The organism is Herminiimonas sp. Marseille-P9896, assembly GCF_903993245.1.
Lineage (GTDB): Bacteria > Pseudomonadota > Gammaproteobacteria > Burkholderiales > Burkholderiaceae_D > Oxalicibacterium > Oxalicibacterium contaminans.
In genome coordinates this window covers 109,898-127,248 of the sequence record NZ_CAJEVT010000003.1, presented here as the reverse complement: position 1 = coordinate 127,248, position 17,351 = coordinate 109,898, and the positions used below count along the sequence as shown (strand labels likewise).

Here is a 17,351-nt window from a genome sequence, read left to right as displayed (position 1 = left end):
CCTGATAAGCCCTTATAATCTGTGACTTAGCTCTTCATTCACCCCCTATCACCCGAACTCGACCCATGACCGCACAAATCATTGATGGAAATTTGCTTTCTCAACAACTCCGCAAAGACGTCGCCGTCCGCGCCGCGGCCCTGACCGCCAAAGGCAAGCAGCCTGGCCTGGCCGTGATCCTGGTCGGTGCCGATCCGGCATCCCAGGTCTATGTGCGCAACAAGGTCAAGGCGTGCGAAGACAACGGCCTCTATTCATTACTTGAAAAATATGACGCAGATATGACCGAGGCTGCGCTGCTGGCGCGCATCGCGGCATTGAATGCGGACCCGAAGATCCACGGCATCCTGGTGCAAATGCCTTTGCCCAAGCATATTGATGCCAACAAGGTGATCGAAGCGATTTCCCCACGCAAGGACGTCGACGGCTATTCTGTACTGAGCGCTGGCGAGTTGCTGACCGGCCTGCCCGGCTTCCGCCCTTGCACCCCGTATGGCTGCATGAAACTGATCGAAAGCACAGGCACCAAACTGGCTGGCAAGCACGCAGTCGTCATCGGCCGCAGTAATACAGTAGGCAAACCAATGGCATTATTGCTCTTGCAAGCCAACGCAACCGTCACCATCTGCCATAGTGGAACCGCGGATCTTGCTTATCACACACGTCAGGCGGATGTGGTCGTTGCCGCTACCGGCCGCCGCAACACCCTGACCGCAGAGATGATCAAACCCGGCGCCATCGTGATCGACGTCGGCATCAACCGCGACGATAACGGCAAACTGTGCGGCGACGTCGACTTCGCCAACGCCAAGGAAGTAGCCAGCTACATTACCCCGGTGCCAGGCGGCGTCGGCCCCATGACTATCACCATGCTTTTGGTTAACACCATCGAAGCAGCAGAGAGAGAAACCAACTGATGAATATTGCCCTGAACCCGCTGCTGGATTTTTCCGACCTCCCACAATTCGAAGCCATCAAACCCGAGCACATAGGCTCGGCCATCGATAGCCTGCTCGAACAGTGCCGCACCGTCGTCATTGAACTCGAAGGCCAGAGCGCCCAGGTAACCTGGGAGAACTTCGTCGAACCGCTGGAAAACGTCACGGAAAAACTCAGCCGGGCCTGGGGCATAGTCGGTCACCTGAATTCGGTCGTCGACACGCCGGAACTGCGCGCCGCCTACAACGAGAACCAGCCCAAGATCACTGAATTCTGGACCGCGCTGGCGCAAAACCTGACACTGTTCACCAAATACAAAGCGCTGCAACTGGGCCCGGATTACGCGAGCTTCTCGGCTGCACGTAAAAAGATCATCGAAAACGCCGTACGCGATTTCCGCCTCGGCGGTGCCGAGCTGGCAGAAGAAGATAAGCCACGCTTTGCCGAAATCCAGGAAAAGCACGCGGCGCTGACCACCAAGTTTTCGGAAAACATCCTCGACGCGACCAACGAATACGCACTCTATATAGAGAACGAAGCGGAATTGTCCGGTCTGCCGGATGATGCGAAGCAGGCTGCGCGTGCCGCTGCCGAGAAAGATGAAAAGCCAGGTTATAAATTCACGCTGCACTTCCCGTCCTACTTCCCTGTACTGCAATACGCCGACAACCGCGAACTGCGCGCAACGATTTATCGCGCCAATGCAACCAAAGCGTCCGAGCTCGGCGGCCAGCCAGCCTGGGACAATACGCAAAACATCGTCGACATCCTGAAACTGCGCGACGAAGAAGCCAAGCTGCTCGGCTATAAAAACTTCGCCGAAGTCTCGCTGGTATCCAAAATGGCGCAAACGCCGGATCAGGTCATCAGCTTCCTGCAAGACCTGGCCAAACGCGCGCGTCCATTTGCCGAGAAAGACCTGGCTGAGTTGCGCAGCTTCGCGAAGAAAGAATTGGGTATAGACCAACTGGAAGCCTGGGACGTCACCTACGCTTCGGAAAAACTGCGTGAGCAACGCTACGCCTTCTCGGAACAGGAAGTGAAACAATACTTCCCTGAGCCACAAGTCGTGGCCGGTTTGTTCCGCACCATCGAAAGCCTGTTTTCGGTATCCATCAAACCGGATGCGGCACCGGTCTGGCATCCCGATGTGAAATTCTTCCGCATCGAAAAAGACGGCGCGCTGGTCGGCCAGTTCTACCTCGACCTGTATGCACGCCAGGGCAAACGTGGCGGTGCATGGATGGACGATGCACGTGGTCGTCGCCGTATTGCAGAAGGCAAGGACGGTATACAAACACCTATCGCCTACCTCACCTGCAACTTCACCGAACCTGCCGTCGTCAACGGCCAGGCCAAACCAGCGCTGTTCACGCATGATGAAGTCATCACGCTGTTCCACGAATTCGGCCACGGCTTGCACCACATGTTGACGCGTGTTGAAGAGCTGGGCGTGTCCGGCATCTCCGGCGTCGAATGGGATGCAGTCGAACTGCCATCGCAATTCATGGAAAACTTTTGCTGGGAATGGGATGTGCTGTCGCACATGACCGCACACGCCGACACTGGCGCCAGCCTGCCGCGCACGCTGTACGACAAGATGATCGCGGCGAAGAACTTCCAGTCCGGCCTGCAAACCCTGCGTCAGGTCGAGTTCTCGCTATTCGATATGCACCTGCATTACGACTACAATCCGGACGGCAGCAAAACCGTGCAGGACGTGCTCAATGAAGTACGTGCACAAGTGTCGGTCATGACGCCACCTGCCTTCAATCGCTTCCAGCATTCGTTCTCGCATATATTCGCCGGTGGTTACGCAGCCGGTTACTATAGCTACAAATGGGCGGAAGTCTTGTCGGCCGATGCATATGGCGCGTTTGAAGAAGCCAGCCAGAGCAGTGGCAACGTCTTGTCCAGCGATACCGGTGCCCGCTTCCTGCGCGAAATCCTGGCGATGGGCGGCTCGCGTCCGGCTATCGAATCGTTCAAGGCTTTCCGCGGACGTGAACCGACTATCGATGCCCTGCTGCGCCACAGCGGGATGGCAGCCTGACAAACATGAAGGCGGGCAGCCAGCTTACGGAGAAAATGAAATGAATAAGCGCTGGTCCTGGCTGCTGCTCTCTTTACTGTTTTCAGTAAATGCGCATGCCCAGTTATATAAATGGGTAGGCCAGGATGGCAAGGTGACGTATAGCGATACGCCACCGCCCGCTTCCGCTAAAAAAGTGGAAGAAAAAGCCATCACCGCTGCCCCCGTCACATCCGACCTGCCCTTCGAACTGGCCAAGGCCATGAAGGCGCAGCCAGTCACGCTCTACACCACCAGTAAATGCAATGCCTGCGACAGCGCACGCAGCCTGCTGAACGCACGCGGCATTCCGTATGCGGAAAAAACCGTCAACAGCAATGAAGACATCGCACGCCTGCAGCAAGTCGGCGGCGACAAGCAACTGCCTTTCCTGACCGTAGGTCGCAACAAATTATCCGGCTTTGAAGCCGAAGCCTGGAATATCCTGCTCGGTAATGCCGGATATCCGGAGAACAGCCAGTTACCGGCCAGCTATCGCAATCCACCCGCACAGGCTGCCGCACCGAAGAAAGTAGCCGAGCCGAAAGCCAGTGCCGCGCCAGTGCAGGATGCGGCTAGCGACAGCCTGCCGGCTGCTGGCAATGCACCACCGGGCTTTCGCTTCTGAGGCCAGTCCCGTAGCTCATTCGTTTTTAACTATTAGCTCTTATGACCCGTATCGACTTTCACAGCAACGTGCCTGACAAAATCAACTATGCGTGCCGCCTGGCGCGCAAGGCACGCAATGCCAACTTCCAGGTCGTGATCCTGGCGCAAGACCGGGCGCAACTGATGCAGCTGGATGAGAAGCTATGGACGTTTTCCGAGCAGGACTTCCTGCCGCACGTGATGCTGGACGATGCGCTGGCGGCACAAACGCCGATATTGTTAACAGCTGATCACGCGATGGAATCACCGCATACGCAAATCCTGATCAATCTGTCCGATACCTCGCCGACCCACTTCGCACGTTTCGAGCGCATGTTTGAAGTCATCTCTACCGAAGACGCCGACAAATCGGCCGGACGCGACCGCTACAGTTTCTACAAACAACGCGGTTACCCACTCACCCATTTCGTGGCGGAACCGACATGAGCAACTCTACACAAGACTTCGGCATCCCGGTCCTGACTGAAGTCATTCCCACCCCGGCCCGCACCGTACATGCCGAAACGCCGAGCGAACCAATAACCGTTGCCCCGGCTGACAGCGCGTCGCTGGCTACAGACAGCAAAGCAGTCGATCCTGCCGCCCACCAGCCTATAGACAGCTGGCTGGATGAAGAGTGGACGCGCATGGAGCAAAAGATCAGTGAGCGCGTGCTTACACAACTGCTGGAGCGCATAGAACCAGTACTGGAACAGCGTATCCGCGACAGCCTGGCGCAAGTCATGCAGGTGGCGGCTGAAGGTATCAGGCAGGATTTCCACCAAACCCTGTCCGACGCCATCAGTGATGCCGTGGCGCAAGAAGTGGATAAAATCCATTTTTCAAAAAAACAAAATAATCTCTGATTTCTTTGTTTTTAAAACGAAATAAAACTTCGTTTGTTTTTTTACATAAATTAAAGCCTCGATTATGAACGCCTAAAAAACAAATAACTTTCTACAATTTAGCCATTAGACAAACACCTGATTGGTTGGAGAGATAGAGATGAAAGTTATCGTTTTGGGTTCGGGAATTATCGGCACCTCTTCCGCGTGGTTCTTGAACAAACAAGGCCATGAGGTCACCGTAATCGAGCGTCAACCCGGCGCTGCACAAGAAACCAGTTTTGCCAACGGCTGTCAGATCTCGGTCTCGCACGCCGAACCTTGGGCCAATCCTGCGGCTCCGATGAAAGTCCTGAAATGGCTGGGCAAGGAAGATGCGCCGCTACTGTATCGCTTCCGTCCGGAATGGCTGCAATGGAAATGGGCACTCAACTTCCTGCGTGAATGTACGCCAGCACGCACCAACGACAACATCCGTCAGATCGTCGCCATCTGCGAATACAGCCGCCAGACCCTGCAAGCTGTACGCGCTGAAACCGGCATCAACTACGACCAGTTGACCAGCGGCATCCTGCACTTCTATACCGATCAAAAAGAATTCGACGACTCACTGCCAGCCGCCAAACTGATGCGCGACCTCGGCTGCCCGCGCGATTCCATCAGCGCAGATGAAGTGGTGCGTATCGAACCGGCACTGGCCAGCATCCGTAACAAGATCGTCGGCGGTGACTACACTGCGACCGATGAGTCCGGTGACGTCTATAAATTCACCAGCGGCCTGGCTGCCAAAGCGGCAGAAGCTGGTGTCAACTTCCGCTACAACACTTCAGTCACGCGTCTGCTGACCGAAGGCAGCGGTGCCAACGCCAAAATCACCGGCGTCGAAGTCATCGGCCCGGATGGCCGTCATCAAGTGCTGCATGCAGATGCTTACGTCATGGCAATGGGCAGCTTCTCGGCGGAACTGGTTCGTCCGCTAGGCATAGACCTGATGATCTACCCGGGCAAAGGTTATTCGGCCACTTACAAAGTGACCGATCCAGCCGCCGCCCCGACAGTATCCCTGACGGACGACGGCTACAAATTAGTGGTATCGCGCCTCGGCGACCGCCTGCGTGTGGCGGGCACCTGCGAATTGAATGGTTACACCCGTGATCTGAATACCGCACGTTGTGAGGCCATCACGCGCCGCACCAAGGAACTGTTCCCGGATGCATGTGACTACGACAATCCGGTCTACTGGACTGGTTTGCGTCCGTTGACGCCATCGAACGTGCCTTACATCGGCAAGACCAAGTACAGCAACCTCTACCTCAATACCGGCCACGGCACTCTGGGCTGGACCATGGGTTGTGGCTCGGGTCGTGCATTGGCCGAGATCGTCTCCGGCCTGCAGCCTGACCTGGACTTCAAATTCACCGGCATGCCTTATCGTCCGTCGAAACGGATCGCGACCAGCGTGACGCAACCGGCGTAATCCGTCCGGGGCTTAAACAGCCTGCTCATAAAAAAACGCTGCATGTGTACACATGCAGCGTTTTTTGTTATCCGTACGGTGAGCTTGCGCTACTTCTCTATCCTGACCTGCACCTCGGCCGACTTTTCATCGAAGGCAATACGGGTATCAAACTTGGCCCGTTTCATCGGGAAACGCGACTGGAAATGGCGCACATTGCCCGAGCCTGAAATCGCGCGGCGCACGAACTGGTAATACGCATCCATATCGACCACATGCACCACCAGGAAGTAATCGTAGTCACCCGACACGAAGTAACACTGCATCACTTCCGCCTCCTTGCCCATGCGCACTTCAAACTCTTGCATGTGCTCATCGGATTGATTGCTCAACGACACTTCCAGGAAAGCCAGCATCCCATATCCCAGTGCAAACGGGTCTATCATCGCCACATCTGCACTGATAATGCCGGCATCCCGCATGTCACGGATACGGCGCAAACAGGTAGGCTGGGAAATATGCACCTTATCGGCCAGCGTGCGCGTTGGCGTCTGGTTATCCTTCTGCAGCAGGTTCAGCAGCTTGCGGTCTACTTTATCCAGGGTATGAAGTTTGCTCATATAAACGTGGGAAGCTCGAAAATTGCACCAAAAAACACTTTGCGTCGCATTTTCTTATGTTGTAAGGTCAATGTCTTGCAAGGCAAGCGTGCCCAGTGTTGCAGCTACTCTGTATTTTTACAATCCTCAGGAGAAAATATATGCAGTTCAAGACAAAAATGATTCCCTTAGCTGGTGCAGTCCTCCTGGCACTCGCCGGCAGCGCACTGGCACAGGAACAAATCGTCAAAATCGGCCACGTCGGTCCGGTCACCGGCACCGATGCACACATGGGCAAGGACAATGAAAACGGCGCCCGCCTGGCAGTTGAGGAACTCAATGCCAAGGGCGTCGTCATCAACGGCAAGAAAGTCAAACTGCAATATATGCCGGAAGACGATGCAGCCGATCCGAAACAAGCTACCGCAGCGGCTACCAAACTGGTCGACTCCAATGTCGCCGTCGTCATCGGCCACCTGAATTCGGGTGCCACCATCCCTGCTTCGCGCATCTACGCGAATGCCGGTATCGTACAAATTTCGCCTTCCTCCACCAATCCGAAGTACACACAACAAGGCTTTAAAACAGCCTTCCGCGTAGTTGCCAATGATGCGCAACTGGGTCGTGTACTGGGCCAGTACGCAGTCAAAACCCTGGCTGCCAAAAACGTCGCCGTGATCGATGACCGTACTGCTTACGGCCAGGGCGTCGCAGAAGAATTTGCCAAAGGCGTCAAGGCCGCCGGTGGCAGCGTGGTCGCCAGCCAGTACACGAATAACAAGGCAACCGACTTCAACGCCATCCTGACTGCGATCAAGGCGAAGAAACCAGACGTCATTTTCTTTGGCGGCATGGATGCAGTCGGCGGTCCTATGCTGCAACAAATGAAACAACTGGGCATCAATGCCAAATTCATGGGTGGTGATGGTATTTGTACCGGCTCCCTGCCGGGTCTGGCAGGCGCAGGCCTCGGTGAAAATCAGGTCTACTGCGCAGAAGCTGGCGGCGTGGAAGATGCACGTAAAGCAGGCCTGGATAAATTCCGCGCAGCCTACAAAAAACGCTTTGGCATCGACGTCGTCTACACCGCAGCCTATGCCTACGATGCGACCTATGCAGTAGTCGATGCGATGCAAAAAGCCAAATCCTCGGAACCGGCCAAGTACCTGCCTGAGCTGGCCAAAATCAGCTACCCGGGCGTGACCGGCACTATCGCGTTTGATGCCAAAGGCGATATCAAGGACGGTACCCTGACGCTGTACACCTACCGTGGTGGCAAACGTACCGAACTGGCAGTCGTGAAATAAGCAGCTGTCCCACAATAAAAAAAGCGCCGATCAGGCGCTTTTTTTATTTCATCAAACCAAGTGCGATGCACTAAAAAGTGGCAGGTGAATTCACCCACAGTACTTTCGCCACGGTCTTGCCGATATTGCTATAACCATGCGGCACATTGCTGGCAAAGGTAAACACATCACCAACGGTAATCTCGTAACGCTCGTCACCCAGGCGCAACTCCAGCGTACCTTCCAGTACGTAGCCGACTTCTTCGCCCACATGCTCGATCTGGCCATCACTCTCGGCACCCGGCTCGACGATATGTATATTCGCCTGCAACAAGCCGCCACGGGTGGGCAGCACCAGACGCTCCAGCGATATGCCGCCAGTCTTGATCACAGGCCGCTCACCGACGCGCAAGACCGGACCAACTACCGGCATCTCTTCCGACATCAAGGTCGAAATATTGGTATCCAATGCCACGGCGAGTCTATGCAGCATCACCAGTGAAGGTGTGGCTGAACCGCGCTCTATCTTGGAAATCAGGCTCTCCGAACACTCTGCCTTCTTCGCCAGTTGTATCAGGGTCAAACCCGCAACCAAGCGGGTATGGCGCAAGCGCACCCCCAGCCCGGATACCGAGGTTTTCTTCTCGACAGTTTCAACGCTGGCAGCAGTACTGCGTTTGCTCTTCAATTTCTTTATCCGTAAAAAAGGGACGATCGAATACCGCGATTACCGTTGCTTGCCTACTGATTGGCTAATTCGACTACGGTGTAAGCCAGTGCTTGCACACCCAGGTACAAATCTTCCGGCGCGGTTTCCTCGGCGGCATTGTGACTGATTCCGCCCTTGCTTGGCACAAAAATCATCGCAGTCGGGCAATATTCCGCCAGATACATGGCGTCATGGAAAGCACCCGAAGTCAGGTGTTGCGGCTCGCCGCGCTTGGCCAGGGTACCGGCCCGCACGCATGCTTTCTCTATCAGGTTCAGCATGTCTTGCGGGAAAATCGTCGGCGGACGCGAGAAGAAGCATTCAAAGCCTATCTTGCCGCGCCATTGATAGGCAGCAATCGTCTGAGTCAGGAACCGCTCAAAACGTTCCAATACGGCAGCATCGACGCAACGCACGTCTATGGTGAATTCCACATTGCCGGGAATGGTGTTGACCGAATTCGGCCCGACCTGCCAGCGTCCCAGGGTCAGGCGCAGATTGTGCGCCGCTTCGGCCGCAGCATAGGTATACAGCTGTTGCGCCAGCGCGACTGCCGCTTTCATCGCATCCGCACGCTCATCCATCGGCGTGGTCCCGGCATGCGCCGCCATGCCGACACAGTCAACGCGATACCAGCGCACGCTCTGGATGCCGGTCACGACGCCCAGCGCCGCATTCGCACGTTCCAGTACCGGGCCTTGTTCTATATGCAGTTCGACGCATGATGCTATCGGCTGACGCAGACTGCGATGTTTGACATCAGCAGCCGCTTGCAGTGCGGTATCAACCGCTGCACCGAAAGTAATATTGTCGCCATCCTTCACTGCACGATAAGCCGCGAGGCGCGACGGATCGACGAAGGCGCTGGAACCCATTGCACCGGGGCCGAAGCGGCTGCCTTCTTCATTGGTCCATGCCACTACTTCAATCGCACGTTGCGTCTGGATCCCGGCATCGTTCAAGGCTGCGATCACTTCGAGTCCGGCCAGTACACCATAAGCACCATCCAGTTTGCCGCCTACCGGTTGCGTATCGGCATGGCTGCCGGTCAATACCGGTGGCAAGTCAGTCGTGCCAGGGCGACGGAAAAACAAATTCGCACAATCATCGATCTCCACTTCACAACCCAGCGCCCGCGCCGATGTAATCAAGTGTCGACGTGCTTCCAGATCAATCGCCGTCAGCGTTTCGCGTGCCACGCCGCCATCATCGCGCCCACCAAAGGCAGCGAGTGCGGCAATCGCATCCTGCAGGCGATTGCTGTTGACGTGATCCTGTGCATTTTCTGCGGCGCTGGTCGCCGCCTGTGCTTGCTTAGTCATGCTATTCCTGTCTTTCAGTTGAGCGTAGCAAAAGTGTTTTCGAGTAAATGGGCTGCGGCCAGCGTGCTGGCATCTCCCCAGCGTGGACCGATTAGCGTCACGCCTATCGGCATACCACCCGGGCCCATACCTTGCGGCACGTGCACGCATGGATTGCCGAGCAGCGACCACATACGATTAAAAATCGGATCGCCGGTTGCATTCAGTCCGGCCGGTGCTTCACCTTCGGTGCTCGGTGCGAGCAGGATGTCGACGTTTTCAAATACGCCTGCCACCACTTGACGCGAGGCAGCGGCCAGCGCTTGCGCGGCGACATAGCTGCTGCCGTCTATCGCTTGTCCGGCTGCCAGCACGGCGGCAAAGGCCTTGCTGAAACCATCTGCATGGGTGCGTGCTTCCGGTGCAAAAGCAGCGGCCGCTTCATAAGACATGATGCGTATCTGCGCATCCGTCAGGCCACCGCAAGGTGCCGGTAAATCGATGTCGCTGAGTACCGCACCAGCGCGTTCCAGCAAGCGTGCTGCCTGCTCGATGGCGGCACGGGTCGCTGCACTGGCCCGATCCCAGTTAGACGTCCGGCATATGCCTACGCGCAGACGTGTGGGTTGTGCTTCCGGTGTCAGCAACGCAGACAAAGGCAGGCGCGCCAGCGCACCGATAAAGAAAGCGGCATCGGCGACATTGCGCGTCAGCACACCAACCGTATCCAGGCTGGGCGACAAGGATTTAATTCCGGCCAGCGGCAAAGTGCCGAAAGTCGGTTTGTAACCCACCACACCGCAATACGCAGCGGGCCGCACGATGGAACCTGCAGTTTGTGTAGCGAAAGCCGCAGGCACCATGCCGCTTGCCACTGCCGCTGCCGAGCCGCTGGATGAACCACCCGGTGTGTGATCAGTTGCACCGTGCGGATTGCGTGTAGGCCCCGGCTGGAAAGTGGCAAACTCGGTGGTGACGCTCTTACCCATCAGCACCGCACCGGCGCTGCGACTGGCAGCGACACAAGCTGCATCCACAATGGGGCGATAGTTTTCATAGATGGGCGAACCATAGGTGGTCGGCATATCCGCCGTATCCATCAAGTCCTTCACACCAATCGGCAAGCCATACAGCAAACCCTGCTGCGGCTGCGCATCGAGCAGGCGCGCCTGCTCAATCACATGCTGCGGATCGAAATGCTGCCATGCGTGCACCGCAGGTTCGTATTCCTCGATATGTGTAATCCCGGCACGCGCCACGTCTTCCACCGATACTTCGCGACGTGCGATGCTGGCTGCCAATTGTTTCAGCGATGCGCTGGCGTAATCTCTCATACAGCGCTCCCGATCAACCGAAGTAAGCCGAACGCACGTCATCATTGCTGGCCAGTGCTTCCGCCGTACCCTGTGCCATCACGCGACCTTGCGACAGCACATAGCCATAGTGCGAAATCGCCAACGTCTGGCGTGCATTCTGCTCAACCAGTAAGACCGTGATACCGAGTGCATTGATCTGCTTGATGACCTTGAAGTTTTCTTTCACGTACAGCGGTGATAAACCAAGTGACGGTTCATCGATCACCAGCAACTTCGGTTCAGCCATCAGGCCGCGACCAATGGAAACCATAGCCTGCTCACCGCCGGACATGGTCCCTGCCAGTTGCGCCGCACGTTCTTTCAGGCGCGGGAAAATTTCATACACCCGTGCCAGGCGCTCACGCACCACACCGCTGCCGCTTTCAAGGAAAGCGCCGAGTGCGAGATTTTCTGCCACGGTCATGCGTGGAAAAACCTTGCGGCCTTCCGGTATGCACGAGATACCGCTGGCGATGATGTTGTGTGTCTTTTCACCGGCCAGGTTCTTGCCACCCCACAGGATTTCGCCCTGGCGTGGCGGCGTCAAACCCAGTATCGAGCGTATCAGCGTGCTCTTGCCGGCACCGTTGGCACCGAGGATGCAGGTGATCTTGCCCGGTGCGACTTCAATCGAGACATCGTGCAATACATTGACCTTGTCGTAGCCAGTAGTCAGTCCCTTGACGATCAGATTGCTCATTCGGCTTCTCCCAGGTAAGCGGTTTGCACATTAGGATCAGCGGTGATTTCTGCGTAAGTGCCTTCGGCGATTTTCTTGCCGTAGTTGAATACGATGCAGCGATCGGTAATGCGCTCGATCACATTCATTTCATGTTCGATCAGCACGATGGTCAGCTTTTCCAGCTTGCCGCGCACCTGCAGGATGTCATCCATCAGGGCTTCGGTTTCATCATGCGTCATACCAGCCGAAGGCTCGTCCAGCAACAACAGGTGTGGTTGGCTCAGCAAAGCACGGCAAACTTCGATGCGACGACGATCGATCATGGTGAAGGTACCGACTGGCTCGAACATGCGTGCCACCAGTGGTGGACTGAAGATATTCAGCAACGCTTCGACCTTGCTCACATAAGCATCGTATTCAGCACGGAAAGCCTTGCGCTGGAACAGATTGAAGAACAAGCCGTGGTTCATGTGCTGGTAATCGCCGATCACGATGTTGTCGAACACCGTCAACGGCAATGACAGCCGTGAACGCTGGAAGGTACGCGCCACACCGCTGCGATAAATCTCCTGCGGCGTCTGGCCTATGACTTCCTGGCCCTGGTAAATAATCGAACCGCTGCTGGCTTTATACAAACCGGTCAGCACGTTAAAGAAAGTAGTCTTGCCGGAACCGTTAGGTCCGAGCAAACCCAGCACTTCCCCTTCGTTGATATGCATATTCAACTGGTCGAGCGCGGTCAGGCCACCGAAGCGCATGGTCAAATCGGTTACACCGACCAGCTTGCCGCCGACAGTGTGTGTCGGACGCTCTACGTGATTCATGGTTGCGGCATTCATTAGGCGTCCTTTCTGCTAAAGAACAAGCGTGTCTTGCGTGGCAACAAGCCTTCAGGACGGAACAGCAGGATAGCGATCACCAATGCTGCGTACAGCAAGACGCGATATTCCTGGATGAACTGCAGCTTCTCCGGCAGCATCAGCACGATGATGGCCGCAGGGATCAGGCCGACCGGATTGCCGAGGCCACCAAGGATGGCGATCGATACCAGCAACAGTGAATCGGAGAAGGTGAAGTTATTCGGCGCGATGAAGCCCACCATCATGCCGTACACGCTACCGGCGATACCGGCGAACAGATTGCCCATGGTGAAGGCAATCACCTTCCAGCGGGCGATATGCAAACCGAAGGTAGCCGCAGCTGTTTCATCGGTACGCACCACATCCATGCTCAAGCCTACCCACGAACGTTCCAGTGCTTTCACCAGTACAAACGCACCGGCACAAATCACCAGGCTCAGCAGCACATAGGAAACATAGAAGGAGAACTCAATGCCAAACAGTTTGAAGCCATCATTGAAGGCATGACCGAACAACTGCATGCCCGGCACTTGCAGACCTTGCGGGCCACCAAGCACATCGTTGACTTCGATAAAGGTCTTGAACAGGATGCCGAATGCAATCGTGACCAGAGCTGCATAGTGACCACGGGTACGCAGCACGGGCAGGATCAGCACCGAACCGATGATGGCAGCAACCACACCGGAGATCGCAATGTTGGCCAGTTGCGGCAGACCGGTGTGCGTCGCCAGCACCGCAGTGGTGTAACTACCGATACCAAAGAACGCAGCACCGGCAAAGTTGGCCACACCGACAAAACCGAATTGCAGGGTCAGTCCCATGCATGCAGTCGAATACAGCAACACTGCGCATATCATCATCAGCACGAAGTGGCTGTCATAGAAAGCCGCCACCAGAGCCAGCACTCCCATGACGCTCCACAGGCGCGCCAGGCCAGGTTGAATTGCTGCAGCCTGCTCCACCTTTTGCGTGGTGCCGGTTTTTTTGCCGACGATTGCCAGCACCAGTGCCAGCACGATCAGGACGCCGATGGCGAGCTGCGATTCAGCGTGCAGGAACAACCACATATATGCTGTCACCAGGACGGTGGCCAGCGCCAATACCAGCTTGGCTGAATTTGTTTTCAATTTGATGTCGCTCATATCAGACTCGCTCGCTTGATTTTTCGGCAATCAGCCCGGTTGGTTTCCACGCCATCAACATAATGACGACAGCAAAGGCGAAGACGTCTTTGTATGCACTAGGGATATTCGGTATCAGTGCCGGCAACAAGGCGCTGCCGAGTACTTGTAAGGCAGCGAACAGGAAGCCACCGAGAATCGCACCGTAGATATTGCCCAGCCCGCCCAGGATCGCAGCCGAGAAGCCGATCACGCCGAGCAGCAGGCCGACGTTGAAGTTGATCTCGTTGTAGTACAAGCCGTTCATCACACCAGCCAGCGCAGCCATGCCGGAGCCCAGTGCAAACGTCAACAAGACCACTGCTTCGAAATTAATACCCATCAGGCGCGCCGTTTCACCATCCTGCGCCACGGCGCGGATCGCCATACCAAGGCGGGTGCGCGTAATCAGGAAGTGCACGCCAGCGATAATCGCCAGCCCGCTGATCAGCAGGATCACGTTATCCGCTCGCAGCGCGAGCGTACCGATATCCACCGAGCCGGTAGGCAACAAGGAAGGGAAAGGTTTGGAATTCGAACCGTCCGGGTAAAACAGACGTACCGATTCACGCATTACCGTACCCAGCATCAGGGTCGCCAGCAAAGTATTCAGCGGCGGTGCCTTATGCAAGGGAAGAATCAGGAATTTGGCGATCGCCGCACCGAGCAAACCGGTCACGCACACCGCACTAATCACAACTGCCAGCAAGCGTATCCAGGGTGAGCTGATGTCCAGCATCAAGACACCAGTGGAAGCCGTCAGGCCCGCGAACGCACCGACCATCAAAGTATCGCCGTGCGAAAACTTGATGACGTCCAATACGCCAAAAAACAAGGTAAAACCGACCGCCACCATGGCATAGATCATGCCCAGCATCAGTCCGTTAAACACATATTGACCGATTTCACTCATCGTTTGCTCCGTTCCAGATTCTCTCAGGCAGCAGGTCCCCGCACAGGGGCGGGGCCTGCGATCTCATGCCTGTCTTATGATTGCTTAGAGCTTAGAGCCCGGACAACTTCCGCTTGCCAGTGGCATAGCTGCTGTCTTCCCAAATCACCCACTTGCCATCTTCAACCACATACTTGGTTACCAATGGCACGATGTTTTGGCGGTGGTCATCGAAGGTCACTTTACCGATGAGGGTATCGGCGTCCTTGGTTTGATTCAGCACATCACGCACCTTCTTGCGATCCGGGCCGACTTTTTCAACTGCATCCATGATCAGGTTGGCAGCTGCGTATGCGAATGGACCGTAGGCTTCAGGTGGTTCGCTGTATTTTTGCAATTGATATTTGGCAGTGAAGAACAAGCCGCCTGGAATTTTTTCCCATGGTGCGCCTTCGATGAAGGACAAGGAACCTTCCGCAACCTTCTCGCCTACACCCTGGATATATGCATCCGACTTGATACCGGAGGTGCCTTCAAACTGCGCCTTGATACCGAGCTTTTCCATCTGGGTGCGGATACGAACGCCGAGCGGTGTCAGGCCACCGAAGTAGACGACATCTGGTTTCAATTCGCGGATCTTGGTCAGTTCGGTGGTGAAATCCTGCTGGTCGGCAGTCACACCAAAAGTCGACAGCACGGTGCCGCCATTCTTCTTCACGAACTCGGAGAAATACTTGTTGTGGCCTTTGCCGTAATCGGTGGTGTCATGAATGATGGCCCACTTCTTATAGCCCTTGCTGATCATGAACTTGGCAGCCACTTCGCTCTGGTTAATCATCGTGCCGTTGACGCGATGAACTTCCTTGAAGTCATTGCCGTATGTGATCTCAGGCAGCACAGCGCCCCACACGATGACCGGCAAACCGAAACGATTGTAAACACCAACGGTACCCATCGCCACTGCGGAACAGAAATGGGTCACGCCCGCGACGATGCTCTTATCTGCAGCAACTTTGGTAGCAACCTGCACGCCGACGTTAGGACGACATTCATCATCCTGGGTCACGAGTTGATAGGTGTACTTGGCCTTCGGATCTGCATTGCGCAAGCGCACTGCGAGGTCAGCCGAGTTACGCCCGCCCAGACCGATGGAGGAGACACCGCCAGTAAGCGGCCCAACAAATGCAATCTTCACGACATCTTTAGCCGATGCCGTCATGCTCAATAAACCCATGCCTACAGCAGCACAAACAACCGCCGCCTTTAATACAGTGTTGGTCTTGCTCACTTTAATCTCCTTTGAAAACGATCGACGGGAACAATTCAAGTTGCTTGAATGACAGTAACAACAAAAACTTAAATATTCAAGTAGCTTGAATTTTGTTCAGCAACAAGCGTGCCAATCGGAAAGCGAGAGAGGCTTCCCTCTCTGGAGAAGGGGTAAATTGAGTGTGGTAAAGCGGATACAAATGGTGGTAATCGAATGTGCTGCTGGCAACAAGATGCGCCGAAATGGAGAGGGGGTGCACTTAATGGGGGAGCTTGTTGGTTTGCGCGTTGATGGCGCTGATTCGGTTTTCTCTCCGTAGAGAAGTGCGTTGCCGGGGGTGGCCCCGCTCTCCACGCAGAAAGAACCGCATCATCAACAAGCAATCCAAACAGACAATAAAAAAGCGCCCCGGGAGGCGCTTTTTAACTATCAAGTAAATCTGCTTACTTCAAAGTCATAATCCAAGAAACCAGCGTGCGAGCCTCAGCCTCACTAACCTGAGCATTAGCCGGCATAGGCACAGCACCCCAGGTGCCGCTACCGCCCTTCAATACCTTCTGCACCAGCTTATCTTCTGCGCCTTTTTGACCAGAATACTTCGCTGCGATGTCTTTAAAGGAAGGCCCCACCACCTTGTTGGTCACCGAGTGGCAAGCCATACAATTCTTTGCCTTCGCCAAATCAGCATTCGCCAGCGCGACATTCGACACGCCTGCAGCCAGAACCAAACCAAGCAACAAAGTACGTTTCATGCTTTTCTCCACAAGATTGATCGCCGCCATTCTACCGCGTTTTACGCGCCACGATGGCACACTCCCATACTGCTATAACGCCAAGCTAACACGCCAGTTGACGCGTGCAATTGACCGTTACTCTTTTTCACAATATCCTGCGGCAAAAGGGAGAATTCATGTTACTCATCATCGCGATCGTACTGTTGACCGTTTTGAAATACTTTGAAGTCGGTCCGCTCGCCAGCCTGTCATGGTGGTGGATCGCTGGCTTGTTCGTGGTGGCCTTTATCTGGTTTGAATTCGTCGAACGCATGTTCGGCCTCGATAAGCGCAAAGCACACGAACAACTGGAAAAAGCACGCCAGGAACGCGTGAAGAAAACCTTCAAATAAATAGCATCTGATTTAACACGCCCAGCACTGGGCAGATTTTTCCTACACCAGTGCTAGTCCTACACCGAGTAAACATTTCTAAACAAAGACCGCGCATCCTTGACCCCATGCGGTGTAGCGGTTCTACTAGGGGCTGCAGAGCCTGTTTCTTA

Annotated in this window: 18 protein-coding genes; 8 read left to right on the top strand and 10 right to left on the bottom strand. The window is 55.3% G+C overall.

The annotated features are described in order from the left end of the window. Positions 1-65 precede the first annotated feature (65 nt). The 6 genes from folD to H7U06_RS10970 all read left to right on the top strand — a co-directional run bounded on the left by folD (position 66) and on the right by H7U06_RS10970 (position 5,980). On the top strand, positions 66-917 hold the full coding sequence (gene folD / locus H7U06_RS10995) for a bifunctional methylenetetrahydrofolate dehydrogenase/methenyltetrahydrofolate cyclohydrolase FolD (protein WP_175626216.1): 852 nt from the start codon (positions 66-68) through the stop codon (positions 915-917). Next, positions 917-2,992: a M3 family metallopeptidase gene (locus H7U06_RS10990; RefSeq protein ID WP_175626215.1), complete on the top strand. Its 2,076-nt coding sequence runs from the start codon at positions 917-919 to the stop codon at positions 2,990-2,992. The genes folD and H7U06_RS10990 overlap by 1 nt, the downstream gene beginning before the upstream one ends. Before the next feature lie 40 nt (positions 2,993-3,032). Then, a complete protein-coding gene (locus H7U06_RS10985) occupies positions 3,033-3,638 on the top strand; it encodes a glutaredoxin family protein (protein ID WP_175626214.1) in 606 nt (201 codons plus the stop codon). Between the two features lie 41 nt (positions 3,639-3,679). Next, positions 3,680-4,105 carry a DNA polymerase III subunit chi gene (locus H7U06_RS10980; RefSeq protein WP_175626213.1) on the top strand — a complete coding sequence of 142 codons (426 nt, stop codon included), beginning with the start codon at positions 3,680-3,682 and terminating at the stop codon, positions 4,103-4,105. Next, complete coding sequence (locus H7U06_RS10975; RefSeq protein WP_175626212.1) at positions 4,102-4,524, top strand: hypothetical protein; 423 nt, start codon at positions 4,102-4,104, stop codon at positions 4,522-4,524. Before H7U06_RS10980 ends, H7U06_RS10975 begins: the two co-directional genes overlap by 4 nt. Before the next feature lie 139 nt (positions 4,525-4,663). Continuing rightward, positions 4,664-5,980, top strand: a complete 1,317-nt coding sequence (locus H7U06_RS10970; RefSeq protein ID WP_175626211.1) for a D-amino acid dehydrogenase — start codon at positions 4,664-4,666, stop codon at positions 5,978-5,980. A gap of 89 nt (positions 5,981-6,069) precedes the next feature. Here the strand turns inward: H7U06_RS10970 and H7U06_RS10965 are convergent, their stop codons facing one another. Continuing rightward, positions 6,070-6,579 carry an Lrp/AsnC family transcriptional regulator gene (locus tag H7U06_RS10965; protein ID WP_175626210.1) on the bottom strand — a complete coding sequence of 170 codons (510 nt, stop codon included), beginning with the start codon at positions 6,577-6,579 and terminating at the stop codon, positions 6,070-6,072. Between the two features lie 140 nt (positions 6,580-6,719). On the opposite strand from H7U06_RS10965, the gene H7U06_RS10960 reads away from it, so the two are divergent. Continuing rightward, positions 6,720-7,865 carry a branched-chain amino acid ABC transporter substrate-binding protein gene (locus tag H7U06_RS10960; RefSeq protein ID WP_175626209.1) on the top strand — a complete coding sequence of 382 codons (1,146 nt, stop codon included), beginning with the start codon at positions 6,720-6,722 and terminating at the stop codon, positions 7,863-7,865. 70 nt (positions 7,866-7,935) lie between these two features. Here H7U06_RS10960 and H7U06_RS10955 read toward each other — a convergent pair whose 3' ends face one another. The 9 genes from H7U06_RS10955 to H7U06_RS10915 form a co-directional block, all read right to left on the bottom strand. Next, positions 7,936-8,532: a helix-turn-helix domain-containing protein gene (locus H7U06_RS10955; protein ID WP_175626208.1), complete on the bottom strand. Its 597-nt coding sequence runs from the start codon at positions 8,530-8,532 to the stop codon at positions 7,936-7,938. A 53-nt stretch (positions 8,533-8,585) separates the two neighbouring features. Next, on the bottom strand, positions 8,586-9,875 hold the full coding sequence (locus H7U06_RS10950; RefSeq protein WP_175626207.1) for a M20 family metallo-hydrolase: 1,290 nt from the start codon (positions 9,873-9,875) through the stop codon (positions 8,586-8,588). A gap of 14 nt (positions 9,876-9,889) precedes the next feature. Continuing rightward, the gene (locus tag H7U06_RS10945) at positions 9,890-11,188 is read right to left on the bottom strand and encodes an amidase (protein WP_175626206.1); all 1,299 of its coding nucleotides are present in this window, start codon (positions 11,186-11,188) and stop codon (positions 9,890-9,892) included. Between the two features lie 13 nt (positions 11,189-11,201). Beyond that, the gene (locus tag H7U06_RS10940) at positions 11,202-11,909 is read right to left on the bottom strand and encodes an ABC transporter ATP-binding protein (RefSeq protein ID WP_175626205.1); all 708 of its coding nucleotides are present in this window, start codon (positions 11,907-11,909) and stop codon (positions 11,202-11,204) included. Next, positions 11,906-12,730, bottom strand: coding sequence for an ABC transporter ATP-binding protein (locus H7U06_RS10935; RefSeq protein ID WP_370458619.1), 825 nt, complete (start codon positions 12,728-12,730; stop codon positions 11,906-11,908). Before H7U06_RS10935 ends, H7U06_RS10940 begins: the two co-directional genes overlap by 4 nt. Continuing rightward, on the bottom strand, positions 12,730-13,893 hold the full coding sequence (locus tag H7U06_RS10930; protein ID WP_175626204.1) for a branched-chain amino acid ABC transporter permease: 1,164 nt from the start codon (positions 13,891-13,893) through the stop codon (positions 12,730-12,732). Before H7U06_RS10930 ends, H7U06_RS10935 begins: the two co-directional genes overlap by 1 nt. Position 13,894: 1 nt before the next feature. Then, on the bottom strand, positions 13,895-14,824 hold the full coding sequence (locus H7U06_RS10925) for a branched-chain amino acid ABC transporter permease (RefSeq protein WP_175626203.1): 930 nt from the start codon (positions 14,822-14,824) through the stop codon (positions 13,895-13,897). Positions 14,825-14,915: 91 nt separating this feature from the next. Next, positions 14,916-16,091 (bottom strand): branched-chain amino acid ABC transporter substrate-binding protein, encoded by a 1,176-nt coding sequence (locus tag H7U06_RS10920; RefSeq protein ID WP_175626202.1) that lies wholly within the window; start codon positions 16,089-16,091, stop codon positions 14,916-14,918. Positions 16,092-16,516: 425 nt separating this feature from the next. Further along, positions 16,517-16,825 (bottom strand): c-type cytochrome, encoded by a 309-nt coding sequence (locus tag H7U06_RS10915; RefSeq protein WP_124574836.1) that lies wholly within the window; start codon positions 16,823-16,825, stop codon positions 16,517-16,519. Between the two features lie 158 nt (positions 16,826-16,983). On the opposite strand from H7U06_RS10915, the gene H7U06_RS10910 reads away from it, so the two are divergent. Then, positions 16,984-17,199 (top strand): TIGR04438 family Trp-rich protein, encoded by a 216-nt coding sequence (locus H7U06_RS10910; protein ID WP_175626201.1) that lies wholly within the window; start codon positions 16,984-16,986, stop codon positions 17,197-17,199. Positions 17,200-17,351 lie beyond the last annotated feature (152 nt).

Bases quoted from the DNA above. Each gene is read 5' to 3' on its own strand.
- folD (WP_175626216.1), top strand. From the start codon at position 66: ATGACCGCACAAATCATTGATGGAAATTTGCTTTCTCAACAACTCCGC.
- H7U06_RS10990 (WP_175626215.1), top strand. From the start codon at position 917: ATGAATATTGCCCTGAACCCGCTGCTGGATTTTTCCGACCTCCCACAA.
- H7U06_RS10985 (WP_175626214.1), top strand. From the start codon at position 3,033: ATGAATAAGCGCTGGTCCTGGCTGCTGCTCTCTTTACTGTTTTCAGTA.
- H7U06_RS10980 (WP_175626213.1), top strand. From the start codon at position 3,680: ATGACCCGTATCGACTTTCACAGCAACGTGCCTGACAAAATCAACTAT.
- H7U06_RS10975 (WP_175626212.1), top strand. From the start codon at position 4,102: ATGAGCAACTCTACACAAGACTTCGGCATCCCGGTCCTGACTGAAGTC.
- H7U06_RS10970 (WP_175626211.1), top strand. From the start codon at position 4,664: ATGAAAGTTATCGTTTTGGGTTCGGGAATTATCGGCACCTCTTCCGCG.
- H7U06_RS10965 (WP_175626210.1), bottom strand. From the start codon at position 6,579: ATGAGCAAACTTCATACCCTGGATAAAGTAGACCGCAAGCTGCTGAAC.
- H7U06_RS10960 (WP_175626209.1), top strand. From the start codon at position 6,720: ATGCAGTTCAAGACAAAAATGATTCCCTTAGCTGGTGCAGTCCTCCTG.
- H7U06_RS10950 (WP_175626207.1), bottom strand. From the start codon at position 9,875: ATGACTAAGCAAGCACAGGCGGCGACCAGCGCCGCAGAAAATGCACAG.
- H7U06_RS10945 (WP_175626206.1), bottom strand. From the start codon at position 11,188: ATGAGAGATTACGCCAGCGCATCGCTGAAACAATTGGCAGCCAGCATC.
- H7U06_RS10940 (WP_175626205.1), bottom strand. From the start codon at position 11,909: ATGAGCAATCTGATCGTCAAGGGACTGACTACTGGCTACGACAAGGTC.
- H7U06_RS10935 (WP_370458619.1), bottom strand. From the start codon at position 12,730: ATGAATGCCGCAACCATGAATCACGTAGAGCGTCCGACACACACTGTC.
- H7U06_RS10930 (WP_175626204.1), bottom strand. From the start codon at position 13,893: ATGAGCGACATCAAATTGAAAACAAATTCAGCCAAGCTGGTATTGGCG.
- H7U06_RS10925 (WP_175626203.1), bottom strand. From the start codon at position 14,824: ATGAGTGAAATCGGTCAATATGTGTTTAACGGACTGATGCTGGGCATG.
- H7U06_RS10915 (WP_124574836.1), bottom strand. From the start codon at position 16,825: ATGAAACGTACTTTGTTGCTTGGTTTGGTTCTGGCTGCAGGCGTGTCG.
- H7U06_RS10910 (WP_175626201.1), top strand. From the start codon at position 16,984: ATGTTACTCATCATCGCGATCGTACTGTTGACCGTTTTGAAATACTTT.